Source organism: Gracilibacillus lacisalsi DSM 19029 (assembly GCF_000377765.1).
GTDB classification, from domain to species: Bacteria; Bacillota; Bacilli; order Bacillales; family Amphibacillaceae; genus Gracilibacillus; species Gracilibacillus lacisalsi.
The window spans coordinates 308106-326944 of sequence record NZ_KB898666.1 but is presented as its reverse complement, the minus strand read 5'-3'; the positions used below and the strand labels follow the sequence as shown (position 1 = coordinate 326944).

The 18839-nt window shown below is 34.2% G+C and carries 11 protein-coding genes, 9 tRNA genes and 1 rRNA gene; 17 read left to right on the top strand and 4 right to left on the bottom strand.

The features are described 5' to 3' along the window. From rrf to glmS, 16 genes are all read left to right on the top strand, one after another. Positions 1 to 109 (top strand): 5S ribosomal RNA (gene rrf, locus D569_RS0110160); the annotation flags it as partial. Positions 110 to 151: 42 nt separating this feature from the next. After that, positions 152 to 226 (top strand) — tRNA-Asn (locus tag D569_RS0110155). Between the two features lie 3 nt (positions 227 to 229). After that, positions 230 to 302: transfer RNA gene (locus tag D569_RS0110150), tRNA-Thr, on the top strand. 28 nt (positions 303 to 330) lie between these two features. After that, positions 331 to 405, top strand: a tRNA-Glu gene (locus D569_RS0110145). Between the two features lie 3 nt (positions 406 to 408). Next, a tRNA-Val gene (locus D569_RS0110140) sits at positions 409 to 484 on the top strand. Between the two features lie 6 nt (positions 485 to 490). Beyond that, a tRNA-Thr gene (locus tag D569_RS0110135) sits at positions 491 to 566 on the top strand. Positions 567 to 590: 24 nt separating this feature from the next. Beyond that, positions 591 to 676 (top strand) — tRNA-Tyr (locus D569_RS0110130). A gap of 58 nt (positions 677 to 734) precedes the next feature. Next, positions 735 to 809, top strand: a tRNA-Gln gene (locus tag D569_RS0110125). 35 nt (positions 810 to 844) lie between these two features. Continuing rightward, positions 845 to 920: transfer RNA gene (locus D569_RS0110120), tRNA-Lys, on the top strand. A gap of 7 nt (positions 921 to 927) precedes the next feature. Then, positions 928 to 1003, top strand: a tRNA-Ala gene (locus D569_RS0110115). Positions 1004 to 1346: 343 nt separating this feature from the next. Beyond that, entirely contained in the window at positions 1347 to 1913 is a 567-nt protein-coding gene (gene sigW / locus D569_RS0110110; RefSeq protein WP_018932305.1) for an RNA polymerase sigma factor SigW, read from the top strand. A 14-nt stretch (positions 1914 to 1927) separates the two neighbouring features. Further along, the gene (locus D569_RS0110105) at positions 1928 to 2536 is read left to right on the top strand and encodes an anti-sigma factor family protein (RefSeq protein ID WP_018932304.1); all 609 of its coding nucleotides are present in this window, start codon (positions 1928 to 1930) and stop codon (positions 2534 to 2536) included. 210 nt (positions 2537 to 2746) lie between these two features. Then, positions 2747 to 3568 carry a diadenylate cyclase CdaA gene (cdaA, locus tag D569_RS0110100; RefSeq protein ID WP_018932303.1) on the top strand — a complete coding sequence of 274 codons (822 nt, stop codon included), beginning with the start codon at positions 2747 to 2749 and terminating at the stop codon, positions 3566 to 3568. Continuing rightward, positions 3561 to 4820, top strand: coding sequence for a CdaR family protein (locus D569_RS0110095; RefSeq protein WP_018932302.1), 1260 nt, complete (start codon positions 3561 to 3563; stop codon positions 4818 to 4820). Before cdaA ends, D569_RS0110095 begins: the two co-directional genes overlap by 8 nt. Before the next feature lie 54 nt (positions 4821 to 4874). Next, positions 4875 to 6224, top strand: coding sequence for a phosphoglucosamine mutase (gene glmM / locus D569_RS0110090; protein ID WP_018932301.1), 1350 nt, complete (start codon positions 4875 to 4877; stop codon positions 6222 to 6224). A 789-nt stretch (positions 6225 to 7013) separates the two neighbouring features. Further along, entirely contained in the window at positions 7014 to 8816 is a 1803-nt protein-coding gene (glmS, locus tag D569_RS0110080) for a glutamine--fructose-6-phosphate transaminase (isomerizing) (RefSeq protein WP_018932299.1), read from the top strand. Positions 8817 to 9218: 402 nt separating this feature from the next. Here the strand turns inward: glmS and D569_RS0110075 are convergent, their stop codons facing one another. Both D569_RS0110075 and D569_RS0110065 read right to left on the bottom strand, forming a co-directional pair. Beyond that, positions 9219 to 12923: a YobI family P-loop NTPase gene (locus D569_RS0110075; RefSeq protein WP_018932298.1), complete on the bottom strand. Its 3705-nt coding sequence runs from the start codon at positions 12921 to 12923 to the stop codon at positions 9219 to 9221. 715 nt (positions 12924 to 13638) lie between these two features. Next, positions 13639 to 14256 carry a class I SAM-dependent methyltransferase gene (locus tag D569_RS0110065; RefSeq protein ID WP_018932296.1) on the bottom strand — a complete coding sequence of 206 codons (618 nt, stop codon included), beginning with the start codon at positions 14254 to 14256 and terminating at the stop codon, positions 13639 to 13641. 111 nt (positions 14257 to 14367) lie between these two features. Here D569_RS0110065 and helD point away from each other — a divergent pair, with 111 nt between their 5' ends. Continuing rightward, positions 14368 to 16659, top strand: a complete 2292-nt coding sequence (gene helD / locus D569_RS0110060) for an RNA polymerase recycling motor HelD (RefSeq protein WP_018932295.1) — start codon at positions 14368 to 14370, stop codon at positions 16657 to 16659. 29 nt (positions 16660 to 16688) lie between these two features. On the opposite strand, the gene D569_RS0110055 is transcribed toward helD, so the two are convergent. Beyond that, complete coding sequence (locus D569_RS0110055) at positions 16689 to 17105, bottom strand: universal stress protein (RefSeq protein ID WP_018932294.1); 417 nt, start codon at positions 17103 to 17105, stop codon at positions 16689 to 16691. 21 nt (positions 17106 to 17126) lie between these two features. Beyond that, on the bottom strand, positions 17127 to 18590 hold the full coding sequence (locus D569_RS0110050; protein ID WP_018932293.1) for a SulP family inorganic anion transporter: 1464 nt from the start codon (positions 18588 to 18590) through the stop codon (positions 17127 to 17129). Positions 18591 to 18839 lie beyond the last annotated feature (249 nt).

Sequence of the window (18839 nt, the reverse complement as noted above, 5' to 3'; positions counted from 1 at the left end):
CGATAGCGGAGAGGTCACACCTGTTCCCATGCCGAACACAGTAGTTAAGCTCTCCAGCGCCCATGGTAGTTGGGGCTCACGCCCCTGCAAGAGTAGGACGTTGCCAGGCTGAATAAAAAAACAGCTTTGAGAAGCATCAGTTGCGAAACATTCCACAGTAGCTCAGTGGTAGAGCAATCGGCTGTTAACCGATCGGTCGTAGGTTCGAATCCTACCTGTGGAGCCATTTGCTTCCATAGCTCAGTCGGTAGAGCACTTCCATGGTAAGGAAGGGGTCGCCGGTTCAAGTCCGGCTGGAAGCTCTGCTATTTTTGTGAGACTTAAAGTATTGGCCCGTTGGTCAAGTGGTTAAGACACCGCCCTTTCACGGCGGTAACACGGGTTCGAATCCCGTACGGGTCACCATTTGGAGGATTAGCTCAGCTGGGAGAGCACTTGCCTTACAAGCAAGGGGTCGCAGGTTCGAGCCCTGCATCCTCCACCATTTTGAGCCGGTCTAGCTCAATTGGTAGAGCAACTGACTTGTAATCAGTAGGTTGGGGGTTCAAGTCCTCTGGCCGGCACCAGCTAATTTCATAATATTTATGCTTGGAGGGATAGCGAAGTTGGCCAAACGCGGCGGACTGTAAATCCGCTCCCATCGGGTTCGTAGGTTCGAGTCCTACTCCCTCCACCATTGTATAAAATTTTCCTAAGTGTATATACTATTCTTTGTACACTTCATTTTATATTGTTGGGCTATAGCCAAGCGGTAAGGCAACGGTTTTTGGTACCGTCATGCGCTGGTTCGAATCCAGCTAGCCCAGCCATTTTTATGTGCAAAAAAATAAAGACAAACTCATTAGAGCCATTAGCTCAGTTGGTAGAGCATCTGACTTTTAATCAGAGGGTCGGAGGTTCGAATCCTCCATGGCTCACCAGTTTGATGGGGCCTTAGCTCAGCTGGGAGAGCGCCTGCTTTGCACGCAGGAGGTCAGCGGTTCGATCCCGCTAGGCTCCACCATCTAAAAGTATATGATTACTACAAAGCGGTTTTCCTAAAAGGTGGATACGGCTTTTTTTGTATGATAAAAAATATAAAATCGCGATCTGTCTAACTCCGAATGCTTAACAGCTAGCAAACTTCCCTTACCTCCGTAACAAAAGAAGACTTGCTGATAGACATACGTATACCTCGAGAAGACTTCTCTACATTTTTTGTGAAAAATTGTCATATATCAACAAAAATGCAACTTTTCTTGATATAATAGTGAAATAAAAAAGGATAAAAAAAATTAAAATAAATGAAACTTTTCTTTGGGGTACCTCGTAATTAAAGTAACCGCCAATGTAGCGGAGGTAATTAGATGATTGAAGAAAAAATAAAGCACAATATTAAGTTAGTAAAAAAGGGAGACCAATCAGCATTTGAAGACATTGTTGCGTATTATCAAAATAAAGTCTTTGCCATTTGTTTTCGGATGATTGGAAATAAGCAAGAAGCAGAAGATATTGCGCAGGAAGCATTTATTCGAGCATATCTTAATATCCAATCATTTGATGAAAACCGGAAATTCTCAACATGGCTGTATCGGATTGCGACAAATTTAACCATCGATAGAATCCGCAAGAAAAAGCCAGACTATTATCTTGATGCTGAAATAAAAGGAACAGATGGATTAAATTTATATGCACAATTACCGGCTGAACAAGCTCTTCCAGAAGAAGAAGTAGAGAGTTTAGAAATGCAAAGTTATATCCAAAATGAAATAATGCAACTCCCTGCGAAATATCGGAGTATAATCGCTTTACGTTTTTTAGATGAGCTATCTCTTAAGGAAATTAGTGAAATATTAGAAATACCTGTGGGGACAGTCAAGACGAGAATCCACAGAGGTAGAGAAGCTCTTAGAAAAAGGCTTCGCCATGTTTAAGGGGTGTGAGTGAAATGAAATGTAATAAAGAAATAGTTGAATTGATGCATCAGTATTTAGATGGCGATATAACGAGAGATGCCGAACAGCGGTTACGCTCCCATTTACAATCATGTGAAGCTTGTCAAAAACATTTTCAAGAATTAAAAAGAACAGTAGCATTAGTGACAGCAAATATAGAATTAAAGCCATCTAAAGACTTTACTAGTAATGTAATGGCCGGGTTACCAAAAGAGAAGAAGCGTATGACAGCAAAAAGGTGGATGAAGCTACATCCCATGTTAACAGCAGCTGCTATCTTCTTTATTTTAATGTTTAGTGGAATTTTCTCTGCATGGAATCAAGACCAGCAATTAAGCTACCCTAAAGGGCAGAATTTAATTGTAGAAAATGATACAGTTATCGTCCCAGAAGATGTGGTAATTGAAGATGACCTTGAAATTAAAAATGCTAGTGTGAAAGTAGAAGGAGAAGTTCAAGGCGATCTTATCCTCATTAATGGAGAAAACTTATCAGCTTCTGCAGGAAAAATAGCAGGAGAAATAAAAGAAGTAGATCAAGTATTTAATTGGATGTGGTATAAACTAAAAGACCTTGTTGAAAGTGTTTTTAGTTTAGATTAATAACAAAAGGTATAAGCGCGGATTGTTCGTTTGGCGGGGAAGAAAGGACAGTGATTCTTATTTGATGTATAAGAGTTACTGTCTTTACCTGTATGAGCAAATAGAAAATATTACATTTAATTAAGGGTTATAAAAATGATATGTTATAATAAACAATAACTACAATAGAGATAAGGAAGAGGATTCAGATGGACATAAGGTTGTGTTTGCATGCTTAATGGTGACTTGAACTTACTAGACATTGTCAAAATCATCGCAGATATTGCCATCGTTTGGTATGTTTTATATAAATTATTGATGCTTATTCGTGGTACAAAGGCAATCCAATTATTAAAAGGTATCTTCGTGGTTATTATCATTTATCTTGCTAGTGTTTTATTCGATCTAAGCACAGTTCGAATGATCATCTGGCAAGTGATTATGTGGGGGCCATTAGGGATTATTATTTTGTTTCAGCCAGAATTAAGGAGAGCATTAGAGCAATTAGGAAGAGGAAGCTTTTTTTCGCGTAATACAACTTCCGAGGAGGAAGAGCTTAACCAATCGATAGAAGCAATTGTTGCTTCTTGTAAATACATGGCCAAACGGCGCATTGGAGCTTTGATTACGATTGAACGTGATACAGCTATGGGTGACTATGTATCAACTGGTATTCCGATTAATGGGAATTTAACGAACCAATTGTTAACGAATATATTTATTCCAAATACGCCATTACACGACGGTGCAGTTATCATTAGTCGAGATGAAATTGTGGCCGCTGCTTGTTATTTACCATTGTCCGAAAGTCCTTTTATTTCCAAAGAGTTAGGTACACGCCATAGAGCAGCACTAGGTATTAGTGAAGTAACAGATGCAATTACCATTATTGTATCGGAGGAAACGGGTAACATATCATGTACCAAAAATGGCGAGTTACACCGTAATCTGACTGCAGAACAATTAGCAGAGATCCTCGAATCCGAGTTAGTGAAAAAATTTAAAACTTCAACGACAAAGGCATGGAATTGGAGGGGTAAAAGAAATGAATAAGTGGTTGGAAAAACCATGGGTCATAAGAGTTGTTGCCTTGATACTTTCTGTCTTGCTTTTTGTTGTCGTTGCATTTGATGAGAATGTTTATGATAATGATGATGGTTTTGAACTGCCTTTTGGTAATACAAACGAAACGCAGACATTGGAAGATGTCCCTGTTCAAACCATGATTGATCAAGACAAATATGTAGTAAGTGGAGTGCCTGAAACCGTAAAAGTTTCCTTACAGGGATCGGTTAGTTTAGTAACATCCACCTCCTTACAGCGTAATTTCGATGTGTTTGTCGACCTTGAAGATCAAGGAACAGGTACACATATCGTCCCACTCGAATATTCTGGTATTGCAGATGGACTCAATGTTTATGTTGAACCACAAGAAGTAGAAGTAACAATAGAAGAAAGAGCGAGTCAAGAATTCAATGTTACGATAGATACCGTGAATAGAGATAGAGTGGAAGCGGGATATGAAGTTGCCAATGTCTATGCTGATCCAGAGCAAGTAACCGTTACTAGTTCGAAAAGCATTGTAGATAAAATAGCGATAGTGAAAGCTTTTGTTGATGTCAGTGGCTTCAGTGAATCACAAACTATCGATAATGTTCCTGTAAAAGTTTATGATAATCAAGGGAATGAATTAAATGTAAGGATTGATCCACCAACTGTTGATGTTTCTGTAGATATGAAGAATCCGAATAAGAATGTGCCAATATCCATCGAAACGGAAGGAGAACTACCAGAAGATGTTCAAGTAACCTCGATGGAATTAGAAACAGAAGAAGTGCAAGTATTTGCTGCAGAAAGCTATTTAGAGCAATTAGAGGAGATAACCACAGAACCTCTAGATTTAAGCGAGATTTCGGAAAGTGGCACAATCGAAGTGCCTTTATCCATACCTTCAGATGTTAGAAAGGTAAGTAGTGAGACAGTCAATGTTAATGTAGAAGTAGAAACAATAGAAGAAGAAACATTAGAAGATGTCACGATCGAATACGAAGATGAAGTAGACGAGCTTTCCGTATCATTTACTGAGCCAGATACCAATAGTATGAACATCACCATGAGAGGCTTTCCATCTGAGCTATCAGAAGTAGCAGAAGAAGATCTTCAATTAACAATTGATATTGAAGATCTTGCTCCTGGTGAGCATCAGCTACCGGTTGAACTCATTACACCTGAAGATATATCGGAAGAGATAGAATTTGAATTGGAATATGAGCAAGTAACAGTAGACATCGAACAAGAAGAATAATACATAATGGCCGAAAATATGAGGATAAGTTATGTAAAAGGAGAGATTTTGAAAATGGGTAAATATTTTGGAACGGATGGTGTCCGTGGCGTTGCCAATAAAGATCTAACACCTGAATTAGCGTTCAAGCTTGGCCGATATGGCGGATATGTATTAACAAAAGAAGCTAATAAACCGAAAGTACTTATAGGTCGTGACACTCGTATTTCAGGAAATATGCTAGAAGGAGCATTAGTTGCTGGTCTGCTTTCGATTGGTGCTGAGGTAATGCGACTTGGAGTTATTTCTACACCAGGTGTTGCTTACTTGGCAAAAGTAATGAATGCTCAAGCAGGTGTCATGATCTCTGCTTCCCATAATCCAGTTGAGGATAATGGCATCAAATTTTTTGGCTCTGATGGTTTTAAATTGTCTGATGAACAAGAGGCAGAAATTGAAGACTTATTAGATATGGATACTGATGACTTGCCAAGACCAGTTGGAGAAGAAGTTGGTCAGGTGAATGATTACCTTGAAGGTGGACAGAAATACATTCAATATTTAAAAGAAACAATCGATAATGAATTTGATGGTTTACATATTGCGATAGACTGTGCACATGGTGCAACATCAGGACTGGCATCACATCTTTTTGCTGACTTAGAAGCAGACATTTCAACCATTGGCTGTTCCCCTAATGGATTAAATATTAATGACGGAGTCGGCTCTACTCATCCAGAGAAGCTACAAGGACTAGTGGTAGAGAAGAGTGCGGATATCGGTATTGCCTTTGATGGTGACGGAGACCGTTTAATTGCTGTTGACGAAAAAGGAAATATTATAGATGGCGATCAAATCATGTTTATTATCGGAAAATACTTAAATCAGCAAGGAATGTTGCGTCATTCCACTGTTGTGTCTACGGTAATGAGTAATATCGGTTTTTACAAAGCATTAGAAGCGAACGAAATGAAAAGTAATAAGACAGCCGTCGGGGACCGCTATGTAATGGAAGAAATGCGTAAAGGTGGCTATAATCTTGGTGGAGAACAATCTGGTCATATCATTTTCTTAGATTATACGACTACCGGAGATGGAATGTTATCTGCATTACAGCTTATCAATGTCATGCAAGAGACAGGTAAGCCGTTATCTGAACTAGCTGGTGAAATGGAAAAATTCCCACAGGTACTAAAGAATGTTCGTGTAGTGAAGAAGAATGAAGTAATGACAAATCCAACCGTACTTGATGCTATTGATAAAGTTGAGTCAAAGATGGGTGATCAAGGTCGTGTGTTAGTACGTCCTTCCGGAACGGAGCCGTTAGTACGTGTGATGGTGGAAGCACCAACATTAGAAGACTGTAATCATTACGTTGATGAAGTTGTAGAAGTAATCCAACAAGTAATGGGAATGGAAGAGTAAAGATAATGAGTAGAAGCTATGGCAAATCCATAGCTTCTTTTTTAGTGTAAGAAGCAGAGAATCACAATAAACGAGGACCATTTCGCAATAAAGAAGCAGAGAATCACAATAAACGAGGACCATTTCGCAATAAAGAAGCAGAGAATCGCAATAAACGAGGACCATTTCGCAATAAAGAAGCAATGATTCGCAATAAACAAGTTCTATTTTCACAATAAACAGCAGCATAATCAAAAGCTATCTTTTGAAAAGAGGTAGGTAAGCATACATCAGACTACCACAGACTAACTTGTTACGCGGAAAAGCTCTCATCTAATTGTAAAATTCCCCTGTTAATTTTGAAGCCGCTATGTTTCTAAGCGGCTGCTCTGCGCTTTTCTTATCACTAATCTTATAAAATCTGCATAGAATTGTAGTAGATCTTTTTACAATATTGATTGCTTAAAAAGATCTTTTCAAGTAAAATAAAAGAGTCGTTTTCTTTAGCGACGTAGTCAAGAATGGAAAGGAGCATAGAAACAGAAATTTAAATAAAAGCGCCTGGGCTATGACGTACGGTAAACTCATAGCTGACGAGGAGGAGGTTTATCGAGCATGATCGGCGGATGCCTCCCGGTTGCACATCTCAACCGATATGTTTTTGTTCGAAAGCAGGAAGGCAACTTCTTGTACAAGAATAAGAACAAGATGAACGTATACAAACACGAGAAAGGGGCAGATAGACGCCCCTTGTAACTATCGATTCAATGGTCGTTTGTCTGCCCCTTATTATAAGGAGGAGACAACGCTATGTGCGGTATTGTAGGTTTTATTGGAGCAAATGATGCAAAGGAAGTTTTATTAACAGGATTAGAGAAATTAGAGTATCGTGGATATGATTCTGCAGGTATTGCTTTATTAAATGATAATGGTGTAAGTGTAACAAAAGTTAAGGGAAGAATTGCAACGTTACGTGACAAGGTAGACGAAGATGTGATGGCAACAATGGGGATCGGACACACTCGTTGGGCAACACATGGTGAGCCAAGTGAAGATAACGCGCACCCTCACCAAAGTGGATCTGGCCGTTTCACATTAGTTCATAATGGAGTAATCGAGAATTACAATGAGATTCGCGGTGAGTATTTAGTTGGAGTTTCATTAAAAAGTGAAACAGATACAGAAATCGTCGTACAGTTAATTGAACAGCTTGCTAATGAAGCGAATGATGTATTAGGTGGCTTCCGTAAAGCTTTATCTGTTCTAAAAGGATCTTATGCCATTGCTTTAATTGATAATCAAAATCCTGATCTTATTTACGTTGCCAAAAACAAAAGTCCATTACTTGTCGGCTTAGGGAACGGTTTTAATGTCGTAGCAAGTGATGCGATGGCAACCTTAAAAGAAACGAATCGTTATGTGGAAATTGAAGATAAAGAAGTAGTATTGGTTCAACGTGATCGTGTCGAAATACAGAAGTTAGATGGAACAGTTGTGGAGCGTGAAGCATATGTAGCTGAAATCGATGCTTCTGATACGGAAAAAGGAACCTATCCACACTTTATGTTAAAAGAAATTGATGAACAACCATTTGTTATCCGTAAAATTATTCAAGAGTATCAAGACAAGAACGATACCATTAAATTAGATAATGATATCCGTAAAGCGATGCAGAAAGCGGATCGTATCTATATTATTGCAGCAGGAACAAGTTATCATGCTGGATTAGTTGGTAAACAATTTATTGAACGATTGGCTAATATCCCTGTCGAAGTGCATATTGCAAGTGAATTCTCTTATAATATGCCATTGTTATCTGAAAATCCATTATTTATTTTCATTTCACAAAGTGGGGAAACAGCAGATAGCCGTTCCGTTTTAGTACAAACAAAAGCTTTAGGGCACCCGGCATTGACGCTTACTAATGTGCCTGGTTCAACCCTTTCTCGTGAAGCAGATTATACCTTGCATTTACATGCAGGACCTGAAATTGCAGTAGCATCAACGAAAGCATATACAGCTCAAATTGCTGTATTAGCGATTCTGGCGGTAGATAGTGCCAGAGCAAAAGGGATTAATCTATCGTTTGATCCACTACAAGAACTAGCTATTGTATCAAGTGCGATGGAAACATTAACGGATCAAAAAGAAGAGTTCGAACGTATTGCAAAAGACATGTTTGAAACAACAAGAAATGCCTTCTTTATTGGCCGTGGCATGGATTATTTCGTTGTTCAAGAAGCGGCATTGAAGTTAAAAGAAATCTCATATATTCAAGCAGAAGGCTTCGCTGGTGGAGAATTGAAGCATGGTACGATTGCTTTAATTGAAGATGGAACACCAGTTATCGCTATTTCAACACAAGAAAATGTTAATCTATCCATTCGCGGTAACGTACAGGAAGTAGCAGCACGTGGGGCTAATACTTGTGTTGTCAGTATGAAAGGCTTTGAAAATGATAGTGACCAATTTGTTTTACCACAAGTCCATGAACTACTAACACCGTTAGTAAGTGTGATTCCAATGCAGTTACTTGCATATTACGCAGCACTTCACCGTGATTGTGATGTTGATAAGCCGAGAAATTTAGCGAAGTCTGTGACGGTTGAGTAATTAGACGCGATTTTTACTATTGTGTGTGTGTTTAAAAGTAAGTATTGAGCTTTTAAAAGTAAGTTGTTATCTTTTAAAAGTTAGTACTGATCTTTTAAAAATAGTCCTTCGCTAAGATATTGCTTAATCTTAGCGAAGAGTTTTGCTAATATGCATGTTAATTTATTCTACAATAACAAATTCAAAAGAATCGAGATGTGTTCTAATCTCGATTCTTATTTATTATTGTTTTTTATAATTTTTGATACGAGGTTGGTTGTTGCTTTAGAATGATGTTTGATTTAATTGATAAACGAACAAAAAATAGCGTGTTATGGAAAAATGATTGGACCTTTTCAAATAAAACGTCTCGATTGCTGAAGAACATAAAGAAGTAGTATAGAACTTTAGGATGATTTAAAATTATGTTTGTTTTCTTCTGCCTCTTGCTCTATAGAAATTAGAATCGTGATTATCTGTATCAAAGCTAGAAATCCAACCTTTAGTTTCTAATACTTCTAGAATCATTTTGTTTCTACTTGTCTTTTTAAACTTTGGCCATCTTCCCGAAAATACATTTAAAAAGTCTTGCATATCTAAAATTGAAAAGCTTTTTATTGCTTGCACTTGACTAAATTTATGAAGTTGTAATATCAATAATTGGATTTTGTCCTGCTTTTCAATCTCATCCGCCTTTAATAGTTCCACAAATAAATTAAATGATAAGTCCCTTTCTTCCGCTACTACTTCGTCTATATTTTCAATGCATTTGGTGATAATCAATTCTTTTAACCTTTTAATTTCATGGTCATACTCACTCATTAAATAAGGGATATCATTAGTGTCAAAGTTATACTTGAGAACTTGATATCTAATATTTGCTGAAAATGTTTTATTCTTAATAGATATTGATTCAGAGGTGTACTTCAATAATTTTAGTTTGTAGTAATCCTTAATTTCCATATCCAGCAAACTTTCTAGTTCATCGAATGAAAAATTGTCTTTATTAATAACCTGTGAAGTGTAGCGTTTTATATTACTAGATATAAAATTCAATAAATGTTTAGGGTAATGTTCTCTCATAAACCGGAGATTCACATCATTCATATACACAACTTTACATTTAATTAAAATTTCCATTTTGTTAGACGAGATATTTCTAAAAGAAAACTGTTTATATATTCTGTTCAGACTCATTAATAATGCTTCGTATTTAATTTCAGACAATTCTTCACATAAAACTATATCCTTATAAAAATTAGATGCCAATTCCTTACTAAAATCCTTTGATATTACATTATAATCAAATTTTAAATCTTCTAACCCACTATTAATAAAATCTATGAGATGGGAATCCATTTTTTTCACAGCATAATAATTAATGACATTGATTTCTGAATACAACACATTATGAGGTAATAACTCTTGCCAAATATCTTCATCAACTATGTCAACCAAATTTGCTATTACTGTTTCAAGATATTTAATATAAGTCATTCTTTGTTCATGAGTAATATTAGGACTATTTATAATTTCAAGCGCTGCTTCTTCTTCATCAGTTATTAACCCTTCACAGGAATTAAGTACTATCTCAATATACCGCTGAAAATTATTTCTTACGTAATTAGCTAAGGGCTCCTTAGTTTTTGAAATCACAAGGGTGAAATTTTTATGCTTGTAATTGTGGGTATTTGAGATTCTGTATATTTTCTCCAAAATAAGCTCGATATTTCTTATGTTCAACCTATATAGGTCCGATTTGTAAACCTCTGTGAACAGAATATTATTTGCATTATCATAATTGACTTGTTTAAACTTTACATTTAATAAAGAAAATTTTTCAATAAGCAGTTCTATACTTGGATTTTTAATATTTAAGAATTCACTATTACTAGATATATACGAGGTTAAGCAATTATCCACATTCAGTTCCAATAAATCTTTATTAGGAGAATAGTATAAAGTATCAGTAGCATATTCTTGCTTTTGATTATCAGAAAAGTGAGAATCCTTTAAAATATCTACAAAGATTCGTGGCCAATAGTGATTTATTGCTTTAATAAATGCTGATCTATCTTTATCAATAATCCAAAACTGTAATACAAACTCAAATCTTTTATTTTCTTTTAACTGGTTAATAAATCTGAATAAATTCTTATGGTTCGAGTTAATTAGGTGTGATAATAGATCAAAATTAAGAGTCTCCTCTTGATCAAAATCAACATCCCTTAGGCGAGAAACTACAAGGGCTGGATTCTTTAAAGCGTAAGAGTATTCTTTTGCATCTTCATCCGCTACACTTCGTAAAAATATCTTATCTATTCTACTAAGACTATTCTCGTAGAAATAAGTCATATAGTCTGGGTAAGTTTCATCAATATATCCATGTCTAATTAAATATTTGATTAAAGGGAAATACGGACTTAATTTTACATCTTCGTACGTGAATTCTTCACCCATTTCATTTGTATAGTTAGTCCTAAAAATGCTCTCTTTGTTTGTTCTCGTAATTATTTCATGTAACTTCTTATTTTCAAGAATGGCTCTTTCCTGTTTTAACTCCAATATTTCTTTATTAGTTTTTTCAATTCCTTCTGCTGATTTATTCTCAACAGCTTGTTTTCGTTTATTATAATCGTCGTTATTTGATAACTTATTATATTCATTATTAAAATCAAATTGAACCCATCTAGAATTTACTATATGTTCAACATTATTAGGATTTTCTTTCATAGCTTTTATAAAGGATAATCTATTTGGAAATTGGTTTTCCCTTTTCCTATTTACAGATAGAATAGGATTTAAGGGAAAATATAAAGCATCTAATTCGTCAATATGAGTACATAATTCATTTTCTGCTTTTTCAATTTGCATCTCCTTTTCCTGGATTTTTTTGTCAATTGTCTTTATCTCGTCTAGAATAAAATTAGTTTTGTTTATGAAAAGTGTGTGTACAAATCCCCTACCAAGTTGCAATTCACTAAAATCCCTAGGAAAAATATTTTTAAATGAAATGATAGCTAATAATTTATTACTATTTAACTCTGTCGATTGGATACGTTCATAGTAGATTAAATATTCATTATATATGTTTTTTAGTAAACGCATATCGTCTATATAAAGAGATAGTCCCTGCAAGAATTTTTTATCAAATTTTTCTAAAATTCCGCCTTGTTTAAAAAGATCTATAAACTGATCATATGAATTTGAACCATCAACTATGGGTACAATTGGAATTATAAAATCAAAAAATTTAGTTCTATCTTTGGATATAAATACATCATCACGGAGTAAGTAGATAAATCGAATCACTTTGGGTGACTTATTATTAACCAACTGATTTATTTCCCTTAGTTTTTCAAATATCTCATTACTGTTAAATCTATCCATATCTTCAAACACGATTACATCTGCTTGGCAATTTTCAAAGAGATATAGTACCTCATTGAGGTATTTATCGAAATAAGATTCATCTGTCTCTGAAAAAATTTCAATCTCATTGCCCTGTACTTTTAATTTATTAAGAATCAACTTGTTATATTGCAACATCTTAATCAATTCATATATTGCGTATATTAATAAAGCAATGCAAATGATTCCACCAACAATAATCGAGTAATCCTTCGTTGTAAATGCAAATACCGTTTTTACCCAAGAGTTAGAATTCTGCACAAAATTACTCCAAGTATTAAAACCTATTATGAAATTGATCAATACAATAAATAATGATATAAATAACGTAGCAAGCAACATTTTATAAGTCGGCATTCTTCTTTTAACTTTAAAATGAGTATTAGGGATGGACTTAGGTTTAATTTGATGAATGAGTTGATTAAGAATTTTACCCTCTAATGTTGAGTTATTGTAAATGTTATCATTCGATGCTTTTTTCTTTTCATCTGTTGTTGATTCAAAATGAGCTAGTGAAATGTTTAAAAATCGTTTATTCGGTTGGTTACCTTTGTACGTTTCTAAAACACTACTTTTTCCTGCACTATACGGACCAGTTATGGCTACATTCTTTAAGTCATCTTCTTGAAATACATAATTCAACGCATCCTCATAAAGTTTCAAATCAACATTGTTTATCGGAGTAAGCTTTTGAAAAATATATTTGGTTGATGTCATAGAAATTATCTCCTTTGTTTTTATTGCAATCACAATAAAGATTTATATAAATAAAGCTTATAATAATTTCGACAAAAATCTAGAATTTTTTCCAGAATAGATATATTAAGATGCAACATAGAATTTAAACTTCTTACATTTACCATTTACCTTCTGATAGCTAAGCAGATTGTTTTAACGAATTTTACATTTAAAGGAAAATGTCCAGAACCAGCTAAAGAGTTTTCTTCCACAATCTGGCCCTTTAATGGAACAACTTTAAACCACTCAATAGTTTTTTAGTCCACCTATTATTCAGATATTCTTTTTAGCCATAAAAACACCCCTTGAGACCAAAAAAAGGGGGCAGAACATCGTAACTTATATATTTATTTCGAATCCATATACTCACTTCTCTATTCCTCTAATGAAGTTCTTCTCTCTCCTTTAAAATCAAGGACATTGTCAACATCGCTCTTTTTACCAAAAATGCACTGAGTAGAAGTAATACATATGAATTGAAATTTTAGAATAGAAATATTTTAAATCATTTTTCACAGATTAACGTAACTTTGTATGATCGAAGTTACAATAGATAACTCTTCTACACTTTTAATTTTCTTTGGGAAGATTAAAAATAGAAGTAGCAAAAATATATTAATAAAGAAGATAATGAGAAAGAACTTTGATTTTATCATAGAATAACCTCTTATTTAAAATTAAATTTTCCCGTTATTTATTTTCTTGCGACTACAATTCCTAATGGATGGTGTTTTTGCACTGACGTAGAAAATGTTTCAATAAGTGGTCCATTTTGATAATAAAATTCTGTTTTTGAATAATTTTTGAATAATTCGAAAAATTCCTGAGGTGTTAGTTGGTGTACGTGAAAAGGTGACCCACACGGCTTACCTCTACCTTTTCCAAATGGAGTTGATAGTATCAACGTTCCATTTGGTTTCAATAATTGAAAGACATTAGCTAAGAATTGTTGCTCATCTTTTACGTGTTCAATTGTTTCGAAACTCAAGATTACATCAAATTGCCCTAATTTTTCTGATAACTTAGGATCTGTGACATCCTCTACTAAATACTTAGATAATGGATGATAATATCTACCTCTTGCATACTTAATTACTTCTGGATCAATATCAATACCAACAATTTCAGATACTTTCTTTTTACACTTTTTTGCTATGATATGTGTCCCATAGCCTGTACCAGTTGCAAAGTCTAAAACCCTTCCATGAACATATGGGACAGAGAAATGATACCTAGCAAGATGTTCAATTAATAACTCATTCGTAATGGCCATTTGATCCGGTATAACCCTTTCTCCTGTATCTTTTAACATTTAATCACCGCTTATTTGAAATTCCACCTTATCATATCACAATATGAATTTATTTTGTAATTACTCAATTATTTCGCTAAGATAGATATGAATGAAAGGAGAAAAGTGAAAATGGTAAAAGCAATCAAACATATCGATTATAAAGAAGAACTATATCATCTTAACTATACAAAAGATTATATGCAATCCGTATTAGATATAGCTTATTCCAGTCAGAATCAATTTCAAGAAAACATTAAAGATGCCTACATAAACCTGGATTATTTAGATAGTAGTTTAAGTTATATTAATATCCTTACAAATAGTCGACTTCTTGATATGATCCAAGGGGATTTAGAACAATTAAACAAAATGAAAAACGCTCCTTATTTTGGCCGCATTGACTTCCATCCAGATCATTCTAATCATAATGAAATCTATTATATCGGTAAGTTTTCTTTGTATAGGAAAGATAATCAAGAACCAATTATTGTTGATTGGCGATCACCTGTTGCAAACCTTTATTACGACGGCAGATTAGGCGAGGTTACTTATCATGCTGAAGAAGGAGAACGAACAGGAGTAATATCCTTAAAAAGGCAATATCAGATTGAAAATGGTAATTTAGAAGAAATCAATGATATTGATGTAACGTCTCGAGATGAATTATTGCAACAATCTCTATCAAAGAAATCGGACAAAAGATTGAATGATATTGTAGCTACTATACAAGAAGAACAAAATAGTGTAATTCGCCAAGATCTTCAAAAACCAATGATCGTACAAGGGGTTGCAGGAAGTGGAAAGACGACGATTGCTTTACACAGGCTTTCCTATTTTCTTTATCATTACCAAGATAAAATGTCACCTGATAAAGTGATGATCCTAGCACCGAACAAAATGTTTATCGACTACATCGCACAATCATTACCAGAATTAGGTGTAGATAAAATCAGGCAAAGTACATTTGTAGAATATGTTCAAGAATGTATCGGTACACAAATTCCAATAATAAACCCTAACAATAAATTAAAAGAACTGATAGAAAACCAAGATCGAAACCGTGAAAAAACAGAAAATATCTCAAAAATAAAAGGTTCCGTTGAATTTGAAAAATTAATCAAGAATTACTTAAAAGAAATAATTCGAAAGTATGTGCCTAAAGAAGATTTATATATAAGTAAATATAAATTTTTTTCTTATAAGAAAATTCAAAAGCTTTTTCTAAAAGATTACTGTTATCTAACAATCGATCAAAGAAAAGAAAAAATATCACAACTTCTAAAAAAAGAATTTAAGAAGAAAAAAGACGATTTGCTCAGTAAAATTGAGGAAAAATTCGAAGAAAAGTTTGAAAAGATACAATTTAAATATAAAGACGGAGAACAAAGAAGAAGTAAGACAGTTGCATTATTAAATAATAAAGAAAAAGTAATAAAAGAAATAAAAAGTGAAACCTTACGTAATGTCAATAAATATATGAATAAATTCCCTAAGAAGAATGCGACTGAGTACTATAAAAATTTGCTATGTAATGAAAAATTACTAAAAAAATATGCAGAGGAAATATTAAATCCTGAAGAAATAAGTTTACTATTTAATCAATCACAATTAACAATAAATAAAGGTGAATTTGAAATAGAAGATCTTGCTGCTATTCTGTTTATCCAAGCGAAACTTTTTGGTGTGAAGGACGAGCTAAAAATGAAGTATATTGTAATTGATGAAGCACAAGATTATAGTTTATTTCAATTCAGAGCATTAAGTGTTGCCAATCAGACCAAACTATTTACCATTTTAGGTGATTTAGCACAAGGTATTCATCAATATCGTGGTATTGATAACTGGAAAGATATTCAAAGTGACTTATTAACGAAATCGAATTATATCACTTTACAAAAAAGTTATCGAACGACAATAGAAATTATGGAACTTGCAAATGAAATTCTAAAAAATCAATCCGCCAAATTGCCTTTAGCTGAACCTGTTGTAAGACATGGATTAAAGCCAACACTAATCATCGAAAAAACCAAATCAATACTATTGAATAAACTAGAAAATTTGGTGAATCAATTGGTAGACGAAACACATTCGTTGATTGCTATGATAACTAAAAATGACAAAGAAGCGGAAGAACTATATCGGTTTTTCAAACAGAAGACCGATTCATCTATACAACTATTAACGGAGACGGATGCGATCAAAGAAAAAATCACCATTGTTCCAGCATCGTTAGCAAAAGGGTTAGAATTTGATGTGGTTATCTTAGTTAATATGGAGAGTAAATATCATTATAATGATTTAGAATCAAAATTATTATATGTTGCGATGACTAGAGCAATGCATCAGCTATATTTAATTGGAAATGATATCTCTGCATTTCAGTTAGAAGCGATTGACCCAAAGTATTATAGTGACAAATAAAAAAAGCTAGCATGACTGCTAGCTTTAAATTACTTGACAACCAAAACCGGACATTCTACCCGTTTGAGAATTTTGTGACTCACACTTCCTAGGATCATGGTTTGTAATTTGTTTAATCCTCTACTTCCTACAACCACAAGGTCATATTGATTGTCATTAGCAAATTCAACAATGCTAGGACCGGGTTCACCATGTAGAAAATGAGTTTCACACGAAATACCTGCTTCCTTAATTTTCGTTCTTATAGGTTTAAACTTTTCTTCTCTTTCTTTTTTTACTTCATATTTATCTATTCCATGAAGTACATCTGACTTTGACGTATTTCCATCTACTACATAGACAATATCTATCGATCCATTTTTAACTTGAGCGATTTCTATTGCATGAGACGCTGCTCGAATCGAGTGTTCTGATCCATCTGTTGCAAGTAATATCTTTTTATACAAGCCCCTTCACCTCTTCTGCCATTAATGACCCGACGCTTTAGATAGACCACCTATTTTTCTTTTTAGTAATCTACTTTCTGCGTTCAATCCTATATATTTAACCTTAACATGATTTTGCTCAAATTTCATCTCTATTTTATCTAATGCTCCAATTGCCGAGTCATCCCAGAGGTGAGCGTTTGTAAGATCAATTTCCACTTGCTTGATAGGTTCATTAAAGTTAAATTTTTCAACTAAATCATTCACTGAAGCGAAGAAAATTTGCCCATGCACTTTATAAATTTTCTTACTGTTATCTACAGATGAAATGTGAGTCACTTTAACTTTGGATATTTTTGCTGCAAAGAAAATAGCACTTAGTAAGACACCTAATAAGACACCTTTCGATAAGTCATGTGTTACTACTACGGTAATTACGGTTGCTATCATTACAATAGCATCTGTTCTAGGAATTTTATGAATGTTTCGTAAAGATGACCAATCGAATGTACTAATGGCAACCATAATCATTACACCGGCTAATGCTGCCATAGGAATTTGAACAACAATTCCTCCTAATGCAATAATTAAAAACATGAGAAAAACACCTGCAACTAATGAAGACAATCTACCATTCCCGCCTGATTTAACATTGATTACGGATTGTCCTATCATTGCACAACCAGCCATCCCGCCAAAGAAACCCGTTACGATATTAGCAATCCCTTGTCCACGACTCTCTTTATTTTTATTACTTTCTGTATCTGTCATGTCATCAACAATATTTGCTGTTAACAATGATTCTAGCAAACCAACAATTGCTAATGCCAATGAGTATGGGAAAATAATCGCTAATGTTTCGAAAGATAGTGGTATATTAGGAATCATAAAGATAGGTAATTGGGAAGAAATATTCCCTAAGTCTCCTACTGTACGAATGCCTAACCCTGCAAATACCGCTATTACAGTTACGACAACAATAGCAACTAATGTGGAGGGAATTGCTTTTGTGATTCGTGGAAAAATATAAATAATCGCTAATGTTAAAGCTACCATACTATACATGATCCAGCTTTCACCTTCAAAATGTTGAAGTTGTGAAGTGAAAATCATAATAGCAAGTGCGTTAACAAATCCAACCATCACTGAACGAGGAACAAATTTTATAATACTTGCTAACTTAAAAACCCCGAAAAGAACTTGTATGATACCGGTCAAAATAGTGGCAGCCAATAAATATTCCAATCCATGATCTGCAACTAATGTGATCATCAATAATGCCATAGCCCCTGTTGCACCTGAAATCATCCCGGGTCTCCCACCAATAAACGCGATAACAACGGCAATACAAAAGGAAGCGTAGAGTCCAACCATTGGATCAACACCTGCAATAATGGAAAACGCAATTGCTTCTGGAATTAACGCTAAAGCTACAACAATTCCAGCTAAAACGTCACCTCGTACGTTCCCAAACCATTCATATTTAATTTTTTTTGCTATGTTCATGAAGCACCTCTTTCATATTATTTTTGCTTCTCTGAGCGTTTCAGAGAAAATTCCGCCGTGAACATCATGAACTATATCACAATTCACAAAATCGTCAAAATACCATGGAAACGCGAACAATAATTGTTTTCATTAATTTGCGCAATTATACTTTAAAATACTATAAAATATCACAAACTATTAAATTGAAAATATTTTTTAATATTTTCATAAAGAATAGTTTTTTATCCATTATATGGTGTGGATATA

What these genes read in the sequence shown, in the direction of transcription:
- sigW (WP_018932305.1), top strand. Translation starts at nt 1,347, where the DNA reads ATGATTGAAGAAAAAATAAAGCACAATATTAAGTTAGTAAAAAAGGGA.
- D569_RS0110105 (WP_018932304.1), top strand. Translation starts at nt 1,928, where the DNA reads ATGAAATGTAATAAAGAAATAGTTGAATTGATGCATCAGTATTTAGAT.
- cdaA (WP_018932303.1), top strand. Translation starts at nt 2,747, where the DNA reads ATGCTTAATGGTGACTTGAACTTACTAGACATTGTCAAAATCATCGCA.
- D569_RS0110095 (WP_018932302.1), top strand. Translation starts at nt 3,561, where the DNA reads ATGAATAAGTGGTTGGAAAAACCATGGGTCATAAGAGTTGTTGCCTTG.
- glmM (WP_018932301.1), top strand. Translation starts at nt 4,875, where the DNA reads ATGGGTAAATATTTTGGAACGGATGGTGTCCGTGGCGTTGCCAATAAA.
- glmS (WP_018932299.1), top strand. Translation starts at nt 7,014, where the DNA reads ATGTGCGGTATTGTAGGTTTTATTGGAGCAAATGATGCAAAGGAAGTT.
- D569_RS0110075 (WP_018932298.1), bottom strand. Translation starts at nt 12,923, where the DNA reads ATGACATCAACCAAATATATTTTTCAAAAGCTTACTCCGATAAACAAT.
- D569_RS0110065 (WP_018932296.1), bottom strand. Translation starts at nt 14,256, where the DNA reads ATGTTAAAAGATACAGGAGAAAGGGTTATACCGGATCAAATGGCCATT.
- helD (WP_018932295.1), top strand. Translation starts at nt 14,368, where the DNA reads ATGGTAAAAGCAATCAAACATATCGATTATAAAGAAGAACTATATCAT.
- D569_RS0110050 (WP_018932293.1), bottom strand. Translation starts at nt 18,590, where the DNA reads ATGAACATAGCAAAAAAAATTAAATATGAATGGTTTGGGAACGTACGA.